This is a genomic window from Streptomyces tendae, from assembly GCF_014650435.1.
GTDB lineage: Bacteria > Actinomycetota > Actinomycetes > Streptomycetales > Streptomycetaceae > Streptomyces > Streptomyces tendae.
Window position 1 is genome coordinate 193,252 of sequence record NZ_BMUY01000010.1, and the last position, 16,482, is coordinate 209,733.

Genomic DNA, 16,482 nt, shown 5'->3' on the forward strand with positions numbered 1-16,482 from the left:
GACTGACCGGCGACCGGATCGTTTGGATCGACGGATGACTTCCACCGCCAAGAGCAGCAGGTCCAGGACTAGGCACACCGGTGCGGCCGCCGTCGCGCTCGCCGCCGCCGCGGCGCTGCTCGCGGGCTGTTCCTCCGACTCCGACGAAACCTCCGACAACCCCCTCGCGGGTGACAAGGCGGAGGCCGGCACGGTCGTCGTCGGCTCGAACAACTTCGCCGAGAGCACACTGCTCGCCGACATCTACGGAGAGGCGCTCAAGGCCAAGGGCCTCAAGGTCGCCTACAAGCACAACATCGGCAGCCGCGAGACGACGTACGGCATGATGAAGAACGGCTCCGTCACCGTGCTGCCCGAGTACAACGGTTCGCTGCTCGCCTACCTCGACCCGAAGGCCGAGCAGAAGTCCGTCGAGGAGGTGAACGAGGCGGCGAAGGCCAAGCTCGACAAGAAGCTGACGCTGCTGGAGTCGTCACCGGCCGAGAACAAGGACTCGGTGAGCGTCAACGCCGAGACCGCGAAGAAGCACGGCCTCACCGCCGAGTCGACCCTCGCCGACCTCAAGGACGTCGCGCCCGAGCTGGTGATCGGCGGCTCGCCCGAGTTCCAGACCCGGCAGCAGGGGCTCAAGGGCCTGGAGTCGGTGTACGGGCTGAAGTTCAAGTCGTTCAAGGCGCTCGACGCGGGCGGCCCGCTGACCCAGGCGGCGCTGACCAAGAACGACGTGCAGGCGGCCGACGTCTTCACCACCGACCCGACCATCGTCAAGGAGAAGTTCGTCGTCCTGAAGGACCCGGAGAACCTCTTCGGCCACGCGAACGTGACCCCGCTGGTCACCAAGGACGGGCTGAACGAGGAGGGCGTGGCCACGCTCAACGCGGTCTCCGCCAAGCTGGACACCGAGACGCTCCTCGACCTGGACGCCGAGGTCCAGCTGGACAAGAAGGACCCGCTGGACGTCGCCAAGGCGTGGCTGAAGTCCGCGGGCCTCGTCTGACGGACGCCCAGGACGACGCGCTGCGAAGCGCTTCGACGGCTACGACGCCGCGGCCCCGGTCGCGGCGTCGATCAGCTGGTCGATCAGGGCGATGAGGACGTCCCGGCTGGAGGTCCGCTCCCGCGCGTCGCACAGCAGCACCTGCACGTGCTCCGGCAGCGCGAGGGCCTCGCGGATCTCCGCGGCCGGGTACGGGTGCCGGCCGTGGAAGCCGTTGACGGCGACGACGAACGGAATGCCCCGCCGCTCGAAGAAGTCGATCGCGGCGAAGCTCGACTCGGGCCTGCGGACGTCGACCAGGACCACCGCACCGAGCGCGCCGATCGCCAGGTCGTTCCACATGAACCAGAAGCGCTGCTGGCCGGGTGTGCCGAAGAGGTACAGCACCACGTCCCGGCCGATGGTGATCCGGCCGAAGTCCAGGGCCACGGTCGTGGCCCGCTTCTCCTCGATGCCGTTGAGGTCGTCGACGTCCAGGCCGGCCGCGGTCAGCGGTTCCTCGGTGCGCAGCGGGGCGATCTCGCTGACCGACCCGACCATGGTGGTCTTGCCGACGCCGAAACCGCCCGCGATCAGGATCTTCACCGCCTCGGGCGCGGTGGAGCGGGCGGATGCCGTGGGCGTCTCGGCGACGCGCTCAGAGCCGGCCAAGGCCGTCCCTCACTTTCTGCAACAGGTCCAGGTCCTCGGTGGCGCGGGAGACGGGGTGCGGCGGCCTCGCGGTGATACGGCCGGCCTCCAGCAGGTCCGAGAGCAGGATGACGACCACGCTCACCGGCAGGTCGAGACGGGCCGCGAGCTCCGCCACGGCCATCGGCTCGGCGCACAGCCGCAGGATCCGCAGGTGCTCGGGCTGCGGACGTGCCGCCCGGGCGGGCTGCGGGTCGCAAGCGGTCACCGTCGTGATGAGGGTGAAGTCGGCGCGGCTGGGCCGGGTCCGGCCGCCGGTCAGGGTGAACGGCCGTACGAGCCGGCCCCCCGCGTCGCCTCCGGTCACGTCACTCGCCGGGTCCCGCGGTGGCCCGCGGTGCCGCGCTCAGGTGCTCGCCGATCTTCTTCACCAGCATGTTCATCTGGTACGCCACCACGCCGACGTCGGCGTTCGGCCCGGTGAGCACGACCAGGTGCGCGCCGGGTCCCGCGGAGGTGAGTATCAGATAGCTGTTGGCCATCTCGATGAGCGCCTGGCGCACCGGGCCGCCCCGGAAGTCCATGCTGACGCCCTTGCTCAGGCTCATCAGGCCCGAAGCGGTCGCCGCCAGCCGCTCGGCGTCGTCCCGCAGGAACCCGGTGGACTTGCTGACGACCAGTCCGTCCTCGGAGAGCACCACCGCCTGGTTCACGTCGGCGACCCGCTCCACGAGTCCGGTGAGCAACTGGTCCAGCTCGGTGTGCGTGGCGGGGGAGGGTCGGGTCATCGCGTGTCCTTCGTCGGCGTTCGGCGGTCGGAGGTCGGGTTCGAGGGGGCGGCGGAGGAGAGCACCTGCCCGTCGGTGTCGGTGTCGGTGTCGGTGTCGTCCGCGCCGGCCTCGTCGGCGGCTTCCGCGGTTTCGGCGGCTTCGGTGGGTTCGTCAGCGGTATGGGCTCGCAGCGTGCCGCGCTGGAAACCGGCGAGGGACGAGGCGGCCCGCTCGGCCGTGAAGTCGCCGTAGTCGTCGGACGCGCCCGCCGAGCCGTCCTGGCGGCCACCCGGCTCCTCGTCGCGCAGCTCGGCGGCGAGGCTGGTCTGCGGCACCCGGCGGGGCAGCGGCGCCAGTCCGCCGCGCCCGCCGGAGGGCCGGTCGGGCGAGGCGTCGGCGGGGCCGCCCGGACCGCCTGCCGCGACCGCGGACCGGCTCGGCGGCGCGGGCCGGGACGACCGCACGGGCCGCGGCGGCCCCTCCGGCCCGCCGGACGGGTCCCCTTCCGGTCCCGAGGCCGCGGCGGACTGCCCGGAGGGGGCGGCCGACGTGGCGGAGGCGGCCGGGTCGGACCGGCCGAACGGGGCGGCGGCGGTGGCCGGGTCGGTCGGGGTGCCCGAGGGGGCGGGACCGGCAGGGGCGACGGGCGCGGCCCGGTCGGCCGAGGTGCGTGCCGAGGCCCCGTTGGCCCCGGATGCCCCGGCCACCCGGCGGGCCGGCGCGCCGGCGCCGGTGCCGTCCTCCGTCCCGCCGACCGGCTCGCGCACCACGATCTCGTGCGGGATCAGCACGATCGCCGTCGTCCCGCCGTACGGCGAGGGGCGCAGCGTGACGGTGATGCCGTGCCGGTGGGCGAGACGGGCGACGACGAACATGCCGAGCCGCAGGTCGTCGGCGAGTGCCACCACGTCGAACTGCGGAGCCACCGCCAAGTGGGCGTTGAACGACGCGTAGTCCTCCTCCGACAGGCCGAGCCCGCGGTCCTCGATCTCGACGGCCAGGCCCTTGGCCACCAGCGCCGCCCGCACCCCGACCGGGTTCGGCGCGGGGGAGTACGCCGTCGCGTTGTCGATCAGCTCGGCCAGCAGGTGGATCACGTCGGCCACCGCGGGCGGGGCGAGGGCCACCTCCTCGTCGGCGTGCAGCTCCACCCGCTGGTACTCGGCGACCTCGCCGACGGCGCTGCGCAGGATGTCGACCACCGACACGGGCTCGCGCCAGGTGCGCCGGGGCTGCTCGCCGCTGATGATGACGAGGTTCTCCTCGTAGCGCCGCAACTGGCTGGCCGTGGAGTCCAGTTCGTACAGGCCCTTGAGGATCTCGGGGTCCGTGTGTTCGCGCTCCAGGGCGTCCAGCTTGCTCAGCTGCATGTTGACCAGGTTCTGGCTCTGCCGCGCGATGCCCAGGATGACCTTCTGGAAGCCGCGCCGGGTGTCGGCGAGTTCGACGGCGGTGTGCACGGCGGTGCGCTGCGCCGTGTTGAACGCCTGCGCGACCTGGCCGAGTTCGTCCCGTCCGTAGTCCAGCGGCGGGGTGGCCGACTCCACGTCCACCGTCTCGCCCCGCTCCAGCCGGGCCACCACGTCGGGCAGCCGGTCCTCGGCCAGGCTCAGGGTGGCCAGCCGCAGTCCGCGCAGCCGCCGGGAGAGCGAGCGGGTGATACGCCAGGACATCACGATGCAGAGCAGCAGGGCGATCAGGCCGCCCGCGCTGAGGGAGGCGGCCGTGATCAGCAGCCCGCGCGCCTCCTCCGCGCTGCGGTCGAGCAGCCCGTCCGTCTGCTGCTGGATGAGCTGCCCGTACTGGGTGCGGATCTTGTCGAAGGCGGTGATCCAGCGCTGTCGTGCGTCCGGCAGGTCGATCCGGTCGTCCCCGTCCCCCGAACGGGCCTCCAGCACCTGGTCCTCGACGTCCTGCATGGACTTCCACTCGGAGCTGGCGAGGATGCGCTCGGTCTGGGTCTTCGCGCTGCCGGTCAGCGAGGGGAGGATCTGGTCCTGCACCAGCCAGCGGCGGGTGTGCACCAGCTGGGCGAACCGGGACCACTGCTCCTCGTCCATCCGGCCGGACGGCCAGGCCAGGGTGAGCTGGGCGTCCTCCTGGGAGCCCAGCTCGGCGGCGTGTTCGAGGGCGACCAGCGGACCGGCCTGCGACGTGAGGTCGCCGTCGTCGACCTGGGACAGCTCCTGGAAGGCGTGGATCTGGTCGTCGACGATCGCGGTGTACTGGTCGAGTGCCTGCTCGGCGGTGATGTCGCTGGGGTCGTCCACCTGGTTGCGGTAGTACTCCAGGCTGCCCACCGAGCCGAGTACCGAGTACAGCCGGTCCGAGACGCGTGCGGGAGCACTCTCGATCGCGTCGGACTGGCCGACCAGCTGCGCGACCGCCTCGTCCGTCTTCTTGCGCTGTGCGTCCAGTGCCTCCCGGTCGCCGTCCGGTGCGGCCAGCCAGGCGGCCGACAGACTGCGCTCCCGCTGCAGGGCCAGGGCGGCCTCGGTGCCCATGGCGCCGGTGTCGCGGCTCAACTCCGTCTGCGCGCGCAGCCGCAGGCCTTCCGAGAACATCTGGATCGTGGTCACGCCCCACACGGCCGCGAGGGTGACGCCGGGCACCAGGGCCAGGAGGATCAGGGACAGGCGTATGGAGCCGAGGCGGCGCCGGGCGCCCGTCCTGCGGGCCGGCTGTGTCCTGCCCGTCTTGCGTGTCTTGCGTGCAGACATCGTCGTCCTAGGCGATCAGCGGGAGAGGGCGGCAGGAGTGCGGAGATGCCGACGGCCGCCGGGCCGTCCGGTCACCGGGTGCCGCCCGCGGCGAACTTCGCGACCGAGTCGGCGTTGGTCCGGGTCACGAACGCGGGGCCGGTCAGCACGGGGGCCACCCCGCCGCCGCTGACGTTGCCGTTGGTGCGGTAGAGCCAGAGCGCGTCCACGGCGAGGTAGCCCTGCAGGTAGGGCTGCTGGTCCACGGCGAACTGGACGTCACCGCGTTTGACGGCGGCCACCAGGTCGTTGTCGAGGTCGAAGGTGGCGACGTGGGCGTCGCTGCCCGCCTCGTCGACCGACTCGACCGCGGTGAGGGCGAACGCGGCGCCGTTCATGACGACTTCGTCGATGCCGGGGTTCTGCCGCAACCGCGCCGTGACGGCCGCGCCGACCGCCTTCATGTCGGTGCCCTCGACGTAGAGCATCTCGGTCTCCCCCCCGAAGGTCTTCTTCACCCCGGCGCAGCGGGCCTCCAGCGCGACGTTGCCACGCTCGTGGATGACGCACAGGGCGTGCTTGGCCTTGAGGTCGTTCAGCTTGTCGCCGACGGCCCGGCCCGCGACGCTCTCGTCCTGCCCGAAGTACTCCAGGAGCCCGGTGGAACGCCAGGCACTGATACCGGAGTTGAGACCGACCACGGGGATCCCGGCCGCCTTGGCCTCGGCGACCGGCGCCTTCATCGCCTGCGGTTTGGCCAGGGTCACGGCGATGCCGTCGGCCTTGTCGCGGATGGCGTCGCGCACCAGGGCGGCCTGGTCGGCGGTGTCGGCGTCGCCGGCGTACGTCAGGTCGACGCCGTCCTTGGCGGCCGCCGCCTCGGCGCCCTTGCGCACCCGGTCCCAGAAGGCGTCGCCCTCACCGCCGTGGGTGACCATGACGATCTTCATCCGGTCGCCGCCGGACCCGCCCGCGGCGTCCGCCGCCGAGCCGTCCTCGTCCCCGCCCAGGGCGGAGCAGCCGGCCACCAGCAGGCAGACGGCCGCGGCCAGGGCCACGGTGCGGGGGGTTCCGGGGGAGTGGGTGGGCGGGGGAGCTGTACTCATGGGGGCGGGGGCACCTCGCTGTGCGGCCGAGCAGGAGGATCGGAGCGAGCGGGTCCGGAGTCGCGGGTCAGTGCGCCAACCGGGTGAAACTCGCCTGGCCGGAGCAAACCGTGTGTGACCGCTGGTAGTCAAGTGACCAGCGAACTGCTGTGAGTTGTCGGTGCCGCATCGTGATGAACGGGGTGGCGAAAGCGGGCCGAAGCGGAATGCCGAGCGGTATGCCCGGCGGCGCGGGCCGTTCCCCGGGGTGATCCGCCGAGCGGTTCTGATGGGCAGTTAGGTCGTGAGCTATCGTGTACGGGGGTAAAAACAGGCGGCACGGTCTGTTGAGTTCCAGCCCAGGAGAGTTCAGCCGATGGCGAGGCAGCTACGCGCCGAGCAGACCCGCGCGACGATCGTCGGTGCGGCGGCCGACCTGTTCGACCAGCACGGTTACGAGTCGACCAGCCTGAGCGAGATCGTCGCCCACGCCGGAGTCACCAAGGGTGCCCTGTACTTCCACTTCGCGGCGAAGGAAGACCTCGCCCACGCCATCATGGAGATACAGTCCCACACCCTGCACCGGCTGGCGAAGGACCTGGAGGGGCGGGGGTACTCCTCGCTGGAGGCGCTGATGCGCCTCGCCTTCGGCATGGCCCGGCTCTGCGAGGAGGGGCCGGTGCTGCGGGCGGGGATGCGGCTCGCCACCGCGGGAGTACCGGTGCGGCCGCCGTTGCCGCACCCCTTCACCGAGTGGCGGGAGATAGCCACGTCCCTGCTGCTGAACGCCGTACGGCAGGCCGACGTGCACCCGGACATCGACGTGAACTCCGTCGCCCACACCCTCGTCAGCTCCGTGGTCGGCACCCGTGTCGTGAGCGGCACCCTCGAACCGGCCGGGCGCCAGCCCCGTCGCCTCGCCGAGCTCTGGTACATCCTGATCCGCGGCATGGTCCCGGTGACCCGGCGCGCCCGCTACCTCACTCTTGCGAACCGCCTGGAACGGGAGACGGGCACGCCCTGACCGGTACGGTGACGTGCATGCCCGACACCCCGTTCGCGCCCGCCCCCGTCATCCTCGGCGACGAGCCCGGCTCCTTCCCGCACGGCGTGCTGGCCGAGCGGCACCCCGCCATCGTGCGGCAGGTGCGGGACGCCTTCCCCCTCGATCCCGGGCGACGCCGGGCGCTCGACGCGCTGCTCGCGAGCTGCGCCGACGGCGTGGTCGAGCCGCTGCCCGCCGACGCCGACCCCACCGGCCGCGACCGGGACCGCTGGGCGAGGTGGGGCATGGACGCGTACGCCGGCCGCTCCTGGTACGACGTGCCCTGGCTGTGGGCCGAGAGCCACTTCTACCGCCGGCTCCTGGACGCCGTCGGCTACTTCGGCCCCGGAGCATGGCAGGGCGTGGACCCTTTCCGGCCCGCCAAGCTCGCCGAACTCGACGCGCCGGAGACGGACGAGGAACTCGCCGCGCTCGACGGTCTCGACCGCCTCCCCGCCGACGAGCGGATCCGGGCCCTGCTGCACGGCTCGCTGTGGGGCAACCGCGCCGACCTCGGCTTCCGCCTCTCCGGCCGGGGCGCCGACACCGGGGGCGAGGCGGAGGCCCTCGTCGCCGACGACAGCGACACCCTCTGGTCGCTGCTCCCGGCCCACGGGACGGGCGCGCCGGGCGGGGGGCCGGCCACCCTGTGCCTCGTCGCCGACAACGCCGGCCGCGAACTCGTCCCCGACCTGCTCCTCGTCTCACAGCTCCTCGCCGAGGGCCGCGTCGGCCGGGCCGTCCTGCACGTCAAGCCGTACCCGTACTACGTCTCCGACGCCACGCCCACCGACGTGCTCGACGCCCTGCGTCGGCTGATGGCCGCGGGCGGCGCGGCGGCGGCCCACGGCGAGCGGCTCTGGACGGCGCTGACCGACGGCCGCGTCACCGTCCGCGCCCACCCCTTCTCCTGCGCCCCGCTGCCGTACGCCGACATGCCCGACGACCTGCGCGAGGACTTCGCCGCGGCCACCGTCACCGTACTCAAGGGCGACCTCAACTACCGGCGTCTGGTGGGCGACCGGTGGTGGCCGCCGACCACCTCCTTCGCGGACGTCACCGCGTACTTCCCGGGCCCCGTCGCGGCGCTGCGCACCCTCAAGTCCGACGTCGTCACCGGACTCGACGCGAAGACCGAGGCCGCGCTGGAGGCGAGCGGGGAGCGGCGCTGGCGGACGAGCGGGACGCATGCCTTGATCCAGGTCAGGTGCTGAGTCGGGGGCGGGTGTTGGGCTGGGGGCGGGTGTCGAGCCGGGCCAGGTGCTGAGTCGGGGCGGTGCTGAGCCGGGTCGGGTGTTGAGACAGTGCCGGGGGAAAGTTCCCGCATTTCGGGGTGATTCACGCGATGGTGTGATCATGTGTCGCCCGGTGGATGTGTCCGCAGGGCCGTGGGTAGTGCCCGGCCATGACGCAACAGCCCTTCCAACTCCCGCACTTCTACCTGCCGCATCCCGCGCGGCTCAACCCGCATCTCGACGAGGCCCGCGCCCATTCGACGACGTGGGCGCGCGAGATGGGCATGCTGGAGGGCTCCGGGGTCTGGGAGCAGTCCGACCTCGACGCCCACGACTACGGCCTGCTCTGCGCCTACACCCACCCCGACTGCGACGGGCCGGCGCTCTCCCTCATCACCGACTGGTACGTGTGGGTCTTCTTCTTCGACGACCACTTCCTGGAGAAGTTCAAACGCAGCCAGGACCGCCTCGCCGGCAAGGCCCACCTGGACCGGCTCCCCCTGTTCATGCCGCTCGACGACGCTACGGAGATGCCCGAGCCGGAGAACCCGGTCGAGGCCGGCCTCGCCGACCTGTGGACCCGCACCGTGCCCGCGATGTCGGCCGACTGGCGCCGCCGCTTCGCCGTCGCCACCGAGCACCTGCTCAACGAGTCCATGTGGGAGCTGTCCAACATCAACGAGGGGCGTGTCGCCAACCCCGTCGAGTACATCGAGATGCGCCGCAAGGTCGGCGGGGCCCCCTGGTCCGCCGGACTCGTGGAGTACGCGACCGCCGAGGTGCCCGCCGCCGTCGCCGGGACCAGGCCGCTCAGGGTGCTCATGGAGACGTTCTCCGACGCCGTGCACCTGCGCAACGACCTGTTCTCCTACCAGCGGGAGGTCGAGGACGAGGGCGAGCTGAGCAACGGGGTGCTGGTCCTGGAGACCTTCTTCGGCTGCACCACCCAGGAGGCCGCCGAGCTGGTCAACGACGTGCTCACCTCCCGGCTGCACCAGTTCGAGCACACCGCGTTCACCGAGGTGCCCGCCGTCGCCCTGGAGAACGGCCTGACCCCGCCCGAGGCCGCCGCCGTCGCCGCCTACACGAAGGGCCTCCAGGACTGGCAGTCCGGCGGCCACGAATGGCACATGCGCTCCAGCCGCTACATGAACAAGGGCGAGCGCCCCCTGGCCGGCTGGCAGGCGCTGACCGGGCCGGGCACCTCCGCAGCGGACGTCGGCGCGCTGCTCGCCGCGGCGGCGTCCCAGCGGGCCCGCCCCTACTCGTACGTGCCCTTCCAGAAGGTCGGCCCCTCCGTCATCCCCGACATCCGCATGCCCTACCCGCTGGAGCTGAGCCCGGCCCTCGAAGGAGCCCGGCGGCACCTGTCCGAGTGGTGCACGAGGATGGGCATCCTGAGCGAGGGCGTCTGGGACGAGGACAAGCTCGCGAGCTGCGACCTGCCCCTGTGCGCCGCCGGCCTCGACCCGGACGCCACCCAGGACCAGCTCGACCTCGCCTCCGGCTGGCTGGCCTTCGGCACGTACGGCGACGACTACTACCCGCTCGTCTACGGCCACCGCCGGGACCTTGCCGCCGCCCGGCTGACCACCGCCCGGCTGTCGGCCTGCATGCCGCTCGACGGCGAGCCCGTCCCCCCGTCCGTCAACGCGATGGAACGCTCCCTGATCGACCTGTGGGTGCGCACGACGGCCGGTATGACGCCCGAGGAGCGGCGCCCCCTGAGGAAGGCCGTCGACGACATGACCGCGGCCTGGGTGTGGGAGCTGTCCAACCAGATCCAGAACCGGGTCCCGGACCCGGTGGACTACCTGGAGATGCGGCGGGCCACCTTCGGCTCCGACCTCACGCTCGGCCTGTGCCGGGCCGGGCACGGCCCGGCGGTGCCGCCCGAGGTCTACCGCAGCGGCCCCGTCCGCTCCCTGGAGAACGCGGCGATCGACTACGCCTGCCTGCTCAACGACGTCTTCTCGTACCAGAAGGAGATCGAGTACGAGGGGGAGATCCACAACGCCGTCCTCGTCGTGCAGAACTTCTTCGGCGTCGACTACCCGGCCGCCCTCAACGTGGTGCAGGACCTGATGAACCAGCGCATGCGCCAGTTCGAGCACGTCGTCGCGCACGAACTGCCCGTGGTCTACGACGACTTCCAGCTGTCCGAAGAGGCGCGGACCATCATGCAGGGCTACGTCACCGACCTGCAGAACTGGATGGCCGGCATCCTCAACTGGCACCGGAACGTCCCACGCTACAAGGCCGAGTACCTGGCGGGCCGCACCCACGGCTTCCTCCCGGACCGGATCCCGGCCGCGCCGGTGCCCACGACGATCGCCCCGCCCGTCGCCGCGCCGAGGAGCAGTCCCGCCCTGACGCCCTGACCGATATTCAGTCTCACTCTTTCGTGGCTCGTCACGCGCCGGTGCGCCGGGTAGAGCACTTGCCGGAGGCGATCCATGGAACAGACAGCGTTGCGTCCCAAGCCGATGCCCGGCCGGGATCCGGGGCCCGGCACCGAGCCCGACAGTGCCCCGCGCCCGCACACCGGGCGCCGGCGCCGTCGGCGGCTCACCACCCTGCTGCTCGGCGTGCTCGCCGTGACCGTCCTGCTCCTCGCGGGCGTCGGGCTCGGCACGGTGGGCGCCACGGTGATCGGCATGAGCAAGCTGGCCGAGATGCAGCAGCAGGCCGGGGCGATGGGACCCGGGGGAGCGGGAGGAGCGGGTGGGGGCGCAGGAGCGGGGACGGGCACCCGGGGCGCCCCGGCGCACCCGTCGGCCGGTCCCTCGGTGGGGCCCTCGCCCTCCCCGGCGCCGGTCGGCGCGACCCTCGGTGTGGAGGCCGTGGACGACGAGAAGCCCGGGGCCCGGGTCGTCGGCGTCCACGTGCCGGGACCCGGGTACACGGCGGGCCTGGTGCGGGGCGACGTGCTGCTGGCCTTCGGCAGGACCCGCGTCGACTCGGCCGCCGACCTCGCACACGCGGTGGCCCGCGCCCGCCCCGGCAAGCAGGTCACGCTCACGGTGCGCCACCGGAGCGGCGGCTACCAGCAGCTCACGGCCGTACCGGGCGTCGTCACCTGACCCGGCTGTCGGACAAGCCGGCCGTCACGCGACCCTGCCGTCACGTGAACCTGCCGTCACGCGACCGTGCGGAAGTGGCTGGTGAGTCGTCCGGCGTCGTCCAGCACGTGGAAGGCGAGCCCGGCCGGCGCGTCCCGGTCGGCGACCTCCTCACCCTCCCAGGGCAGCCGCAGCGTCCACGTCACCCCGGGGCCGACCACCAGCGGCCGCCCGGCGAACACCGTGGCGGCGGGTGTGTGGGCGTGACCCGTGATCAGCCCGGCGATCCCGGGCCTGCGTTCCAGCAGCGCGGCGAGGCGCTCGGGGCGGCGCAGCCGGTAGGAGTCGGGCAGGGGGTGGTGCACGGCCGTGGGCGGGTGGTGGAAGGCGAGCAGGGCCGGAACGCCGTCGTCGAGTCCGTCGAGCGACTCCTCGATCCAGCCGTACGTCTCCTCGTCCAACTCGCCCTCGTCGCTGCCCGGGATGCTGGAGTCGCACATCAAAACCGCGCCGCCGTCGAAGACGTGCACGCCGTTGACCGGGCCGTCGGCGGCGGGGCGGCCGAGCAGGGCCTTGCGGTAGGGCGCGCGGCTGTCGTGGTTGCCCGGGCAGGTGAGCACGGGGAAGGGCGCGGAGCCGTCGCGCAGTCCCAGGATCCGGGTGGCCTCCTCGTACTCCGCCTCCGTGCCGTGGTCCGCGATGTCCCCGGTCACCAGGAGCGCGTCCACCCGCCCGGGCAGCCGCCACAACCGGTCGCGCACCCGCTCGGCGCGCTCCGTCGCCCGCGGGCTTCCGTCCAGGTGCAGATCGCTGATGTGCGCGAGTACGAGCACGGTGTCGGCCTCCTCCCGGCGCCCGGACCGCGGACGCCACCGATGCTAATGCTTGGAAGGCATCAAAGCATTAGTCGCCGGGATCGGTCCACGCCAATCGGCTCGCGTCGTCCCCGTCCCGGGGGCAGGATGCTGCCCGTGGTCCCTTCACCCTCGCGCCCTGGGAGGCCCGGATGACCGGCAGCAGGCCCGCTGCTTCCTTCACCGCCGACGACTACCGGACCCGGATGGAGCGCGCCGTGGACGCGGCCGCCGACGCCGGGCTGGCCGGGCTGCTGGTGGCGCCGGGCCCCGACCTGGTCTGGCTCACCGGCTACGCGCCCACCGCGGACACCGAACGGCTCACGCTGCTCGTCCTCGCCCCGGGACGTGACCCCGTGCTCGTCGTCCCGGCCCTGGAGGCTCCCGACGCCGCGAAGGCGGCCGGCGCGCCCGTCCTGACCCTGCGGGACTGGACCGACGGCAAGGACCCCTACGCGGCCACCGCGGCCCTCCTCGACGGATCCGGACGCCTCGGCATCAGCGACAACGCCTGGGCCATGCACCTGCTGGCGCTCCAGCGCACCCTGCCCGACACCTCGTACGCCTCCCTCACCGAGGCGCTGCCGATGCTCCGCGCAGTCAAGGACGCGGCGGAGCTGGAGCTGCTGACGGCGGCGGGCGCGGCCGCGGACGCCGCCTTCGAGGAGATCCGGCAGGTCCGCTTCGGCGGGCGCCGGGAGTCCGAGGTCGCCGCCGACCTCGCCGACCTGCTGCGCCGGTTCGGGCACTCGCAGGTCGACTTCACCATCGTCGCCTCGGGCCCCAACGGCGCCAACCCGCACCACGAGGTCGGCGACCGTGTCATCGAGCACGGCGACATGGTCGTCCTCGACTTCGGCGGCCTCAAGGACGGCTACGGCTCGGACACCTCCCGCACCGTCCACGTGGGCGAACCCACCGACGAGGAACGCCGGGTGCACGACCTGGTCCGGGAGGCGCAGGAGGCCGGCTTCCGGGCGGTGCGGCCCGGCGCCGCCTGCCAGGACGTCGACCGGGCCGCCCGCGCGGTCATCGCCGACGCCGGGTACGGCGAGTACTTCATCCACCGCACCGGGCACGGCATCGGCGTCACCACGCACGAACCGCCGTACATGATCGAGGGCGAGGAGCAGCCCCTGGTGCCCGGCATGTGCTTCTCGGTCGAGCCCGGCGTCTATCTGCCCGGCCGGTTCGGGGTACGCATCGAGGACATCGTCACCGTCACCCCGGACGGCGGCCGACGGCTCAACGACACCACCCGGGAGATGGTCGTCGTCGAGTGACCGGTGACGGACCGACCCCGAACGCCCCGGCAGACCCTTCAGGACGACGGCGCGACATGACCCAGGCACCGACCCCCACCGCGGACACCGTCCGCCGACTCGTCGGCTCCCTGCTGGGCGGGAGCACCGACCCCGACGTCCGGCCGGTCGCCGAGGGCGCCGAACCCGGCACGTGGTGGGTCGGCACCCGGCACGTCCTGCGGCTGGCCCCCGACCGGGAGACCGCGGTGCGCGGACGCCGCGAACTGCGCCTGCGCGAACTGGTGCGGCCGCACGTCCCGGTCGCGCTGCCGACGAGCGTGGCGCACGGCGAGTGGGCGCCGGGCCTCACCTACACGCTGGACGCCAAGCTGGCCGGCGGGTCGGGCGAGGACCACGACGTGTCCGCGCTGGGCGAGGCGGACCTCGCGGCGCTGCTCACCGGCCTGCGCGAGGTGCCGGTCCGCCAGGCCGAGACGCTCGGTGTGCCGCGGGCGGCCCCGCGCTCCCTGGAGTCCCTGCGGCAGTCCGCCGAGCGTGCCGCCCGCACCCTCGCCGCGGCCGACGAGTTCGACGCCGCACGGCCGGAGCGGCTCACCCGTCAGGCGGCGGCCCAGCTCGGGGTCCAGCCGGGCGCGGCGGTCCTCGTCCACCAGGGGCTGACCGGCGGGCACCTCGTGGTCAGCGCCGACGGGCGGGTGCGCGGCGTCCTCGGCTGGAGCGACGCGGTCCTCGGCGACCCGGCCGAGGACATCGCCGGGCTCGCCCTCTCCGTCGGCTCACCGGCCGCGGTCCGCGCCGCCACCCTCGCCGGATACGGTGCCCGGCCGTGCCTGCGCGGCCTGTGGCTGGCCCGCTGCGACGCGGTCGTGCACCTCGCGGAGGCACTCGCCGGCCACTCCGGCGGGCCGGTGCCGCCGACCGTGCCCCTGCTCAGGACCCGACTGCGACGCGCCTGGGAGCCGATCCTCCTGGAACGCGTGACGGAACTGCGCGACGACGGCCGGGACGACACCGCCTGACGGCCCCGAACCCCCTGCTCACTCCTGCACCAGCACCACGCTGGACTCGCCCGGCACCCGCAGTATTCCGTTCGGGCCCGGCCCCTCGACCGGTTCCCACGCCGCGAGCACGCGCGCGGGGCGGTTGCCCAGCGGGATCGCCGCCGGTTCCGAGCCCAGGTTGACGGCCACCCGGATGTCGCCCCGCCGGAAGGCCAGCCAGCGCGCCGCGCCGTCGTACGCCACCCTGGTGTCGGCCAGGTCCGGGTCGGTGAGGTCCGGCTGCTCCGCGCGCAGGGCGATCAGCCGCCGGTACCAGTCCAGTACGCGCGCGTGCGGCTCGCGTTCCGGCTCCGACCAGTCGAGGCAGGAGCGCTCGCGCGTCGCCGGGTCCTGCGGGTCCGGCACGTCCTCCTCCCGCCAGCCGTGCGCGGCGAACTCCCGCCGCCTGCCGCGCCGTACCGCCTCCCCGAGCTCCGGGTCGGTGTGGTCGGTGAAGAACTGCCACGGGGTGCCCGCCGCCCACTCCTCGCCCATGAAGAGCATCGGCGTGAACGGCGCGGTCAGCGTCAGAGTGGCCGCGCAGGCGGCGAGACCGGGGGAGACCAGGGACGCCAGGCGGTCTCCCTGGGCCCGGTTGCCGACCTGGTCGTGGGTCTGGCTGTAGCCGGTCAGCCGGTGCGCGGCGACCCGGCCGCGGTCGAGCGCACGGCCGTGCGAGCGGCCCCGGAAACCGGAGTAGCTGCCGTCGTGGAAGTACCCCCGGGTCAGCGTCTTGGCGAGCGCCGCCAGCGGATCGCGCGCGAAGTCCGCGTAGTAGCCCTGCGACTCCCCGGTCAGCGCGGCGTGCAGCGCGTGGTGGAAGTCGTCGTTCCACTGGGCGTGCACGCCCAGGCCGCCCTCCGCGCGCGGGGTGATGATCCGCGGGTCGTTCAGGTCGGACTCGGCGATCAGGAAGAGCGGCCGGTCCAGAGCGGCCGCGAGGTCGTCCACGGCGGTCGACAGCTGCTCCAGGAAGTGGCACGCGCGCGTGTCTGCCAGGGCGTGCACCGCGTCCAGGCGCAGCCCGTCGATCCGGTAGTCCCGCAGCCACGCCAGCGCGCTGTCCACCAGATACGCCCGTACCTCGTCCGAGCCGGGCGCGTCCAGGTTCACCGCGACGCCCCAGGGCGTGTGGTGCGTGTCGGTGAAGTACGGGCCGAAGGCGGGCAGGTAGTTGCCGGACGGGCCCAGGTGGTTGTGCACCACGTCCAGGACCACGCCGAGGCCCAGCGCGTGCGCCCGGTCGACGAACCGTTTCAGCGCCTCGGGCCCGCCGTACGGCTCGTGCACCGCCCACAGCGAGACCCCCTCGTACCCCCAGCCGTGCCGTCCGGGGAAGGGGCACAGCGGCATCAACTCGACGTGGGTGACGCCCAGTCGCACGAGGTGTTCGAGGCGGTCGGCGGCGGCGTCGAGCGTGCCCTCGGGCGTGTACGTCCCCACGTGCAGCTCGTAGAGGACTCCGCCGGGCAGCGGACGCCCGGCCCACGGGGTCCGCCACGCGTACCGCCCGTGGTCGACGACCGCGCTCAGCCCGTCGGGACCGTCCGGCTGACGGCGCGAGCGCGGGTCCGGCAGCACCGGCCCGTCGTCCACCGCGAAGCCGTACCGCGAACCGTCCCCCGCCCGAGCCTCACCGCACCACCACCCCCGGCGCTCGGGATCGCGCTCCAGTGCGCGCCTGGCGCCCTCGCACTCCAACGTCACTCGGCCGGCCTGCGGTGCCCACACCTCGAACTGCACGGACGGTTCCCCTTCGTCTGCTCACCGTGATGTAGCAGGTCCATGTTCCAGCACGCG

At 73.1% G+C, this 16,482-nt stretch carries 14 protein-coding genes; 7 read left to right on the forward strand and 7 right to left on the reverse strand.

Annotation, left to right across the window (positions count from 1 at the left end):
* Positions 1-34 precede the first annotated feature (34 nt).
* On the forward strand, positions 35-997 hold the full coding sequence (locus IE258_RS26045) for an ABC transporter substrate-binding protein (protein WP_189747288.1): 963 nt from the start codon (positions 35-37) through the stop codon (positions 995-997).
* A 39-nt stretch (positions 998-1,036) separates the two neighbouring features.
* Here IE258_RS26045 and IE258_RS26050 read toward each other — a convergent pair whose 3' ends face one another.
* The 5 genes from IE258_RS26050 to IE258_RS26070 form a co-directional block, all read right to left on the reverse strand.
* The gene (locus IE258_RS26050) at positions 1,037-1,648 is read right to left on the reverse strand and encodes a GTP-binding protein (RefSeq protein WP_164883795.1); all 612 of its coding nucleotides are present in this window, start codon (positions 1,646-1,648) and stop codon (positions 1,037-1,039) included.
* Entirely contained in the window at positions 1,635-1,994 is a 360-nt protein-coding gene (locus tag IE258_RS26055; RefSeq protein ID WP_189747290.1) for a DUF742 domain-containing protein, read from the reverse strand. Before IE258_RS26055 ends, IE258_RS26050 begins: the two co-directional genes overlap by 14 nt.
* Before the next feature lies 1 nt (position 1,995).
* Complete coding sequence (locus IE258_RS26060; protein ID WP_003972853.1) at positions 1,996-2,415, reverse strand: roadblock/LC7 domain-containing protein; 420 nt, start codon at positions 2,413-2,415, stop codon at positions 1,996-1,998.
* The gene (locus tag IE258_RS26065) at positions 2,412-5,117 is read right to left on the reverse strand and encodes a sensor histidine kinase (protein ID WP_189747293.1); all 2,706 of its coding nucleotides are present in this window, start codon (positions 5,115-5,117) and stop codon (positions 2,412-2,414) included. Before IE258_RS26065 ends, IE258_RS26060 begins: the two co-directional genes overlap by 4 nt.
* A gap of 71 nt (positions 5,118-5,188) precedes the next feature.
* Positions 5,189-6,202 carry a substrate-binding domain-containing protein gene (locus tag IE258_RS26070; RefSeq protein WP_189747295.1) on the reverse strand — a complete coding sequence of 338 codons (1,014 nt, stop codon included), beginning with the start codon at positions 6,200-6,202 and terminating at the stop codon, positions 5,189-5,191.
* A 355-nt stretch (positions 6,203-6,557) separates the two neighbouring features.
* On the opposite strand from IE258_RS26070, the gene IE258_RS26075 reads away from it, so the two are divergent.
* The 4 genes from IE258_RS26075 to IE258_RS26090 all read left to right on the forward strand — a co-directional run bounded on the left by IE258_RS26075 (position 6,558) and on the right by IE258_RS26090 (position 11,544).
* Entirely contained in the window at positions 6,558-7,205 is a 648-nt protein-coding gene (locus tag IE258_RS26075; protein ID WP_189747297.1) for a ScbR family autoregulator-binding transcription factor, read from the forward strand.
* Between the two features lie 17 nt (positions 7,206-7,222).
* Positions 7,223-8,440, forward strand: a complete 1,218-nt coding sequence (locus IE258_RS26080) for a damage-control phosphatase ARMT1 family protein (RefSeq protein ID WP_189747299.1) — start codon at positions 7,223-7,225, stop codon at positions 8,438-8,440.
* A 191-nt stretch (positions 8,441-8,631) separates the two neighbouring features.
* Positions 8,632-10,842, forward strand: a complete 2,211-nt coding sequence (cyc2, locus tag IE258_RS26085; RefSeq protein ID WP_189747301.1) for a germacradienol/geosmin synthase Cyc2 — start codon at positions 8,632-8,634, stop codon at positions 10,840-10,842.
* Between the two features lie 75 nt (positions 10,843-10,917).
* Complete coding sequence (locus tag IE258_RS26090) at positions 10,918-11,544, forward strand: PDZ domain-containing protein (protein WP_189747303.1); 627 nt, start codon at positions 10,918-10,920, stop codon at positions 11,542-11,544.
* Positions 11,545-11,600: 56 nt separating this feature from the next.
* On the opposite strand, the gene IE258_RS26095 is transcribed toward IE258_RS26090, so the two are convergent.
* On the reverse strand, positions 11,601-12,356 hold the full coding sequence (locus IE258_RS26095) for a phosphodiesterase (RefSeq protein ID WP_189747305.1): 756 nt from the start codon (positions 12,354-12,356) through the stop codon (positions 11,601-11,603).
* Between the two features lie 173 nt (positions 12,357-12,529).
* On the opposite strand from IE258_RS26095, the gene IE258_RS26100 reads away from it, so the two are divergent.
* Both IE258_RS26100 and IE258_RS26105 read left to right on the forward strand, forming a co-directional pair.
* Entirely contained in the window at positions 12,530-13,660 is a 1,131-nt protein-coding gene (locus IE258_RS26100; protein ID WP_189747307.1) for an aminopeptidase P family protein, read from the forward strand.
* Between the two features lie 56 nt (positions 13,661-13,716).
* Complete coding sequence (locus tag IE258_RS26105; RefSeq protein ID WP_189747309.1) at positions 13,717-14,661, forward strand: aminoglycoside phosphotransferase family protein; 945 nt, start codon at positions 13,717-13,719, stop codon at positions 14,659-14,661.
* Between the two features lie 18 nt (positions 14,662-14,679).
* On the opposite strand, the gene treZ is transcribed toward IE258_RS26105, so the two are convergent.
* Entirely contained in the window at positions 14,680-16,425 is a 1,746-nt protein-coding gene (gene treZ / locus IE258_RS26110) for a malto-oligosyltrehalose trehalohydrolase (RefSeq protein ID WP_189747311.1), read from the reverse strand.
* Positions 16,426-16,482: the final 57 nt, after the last annotated feature.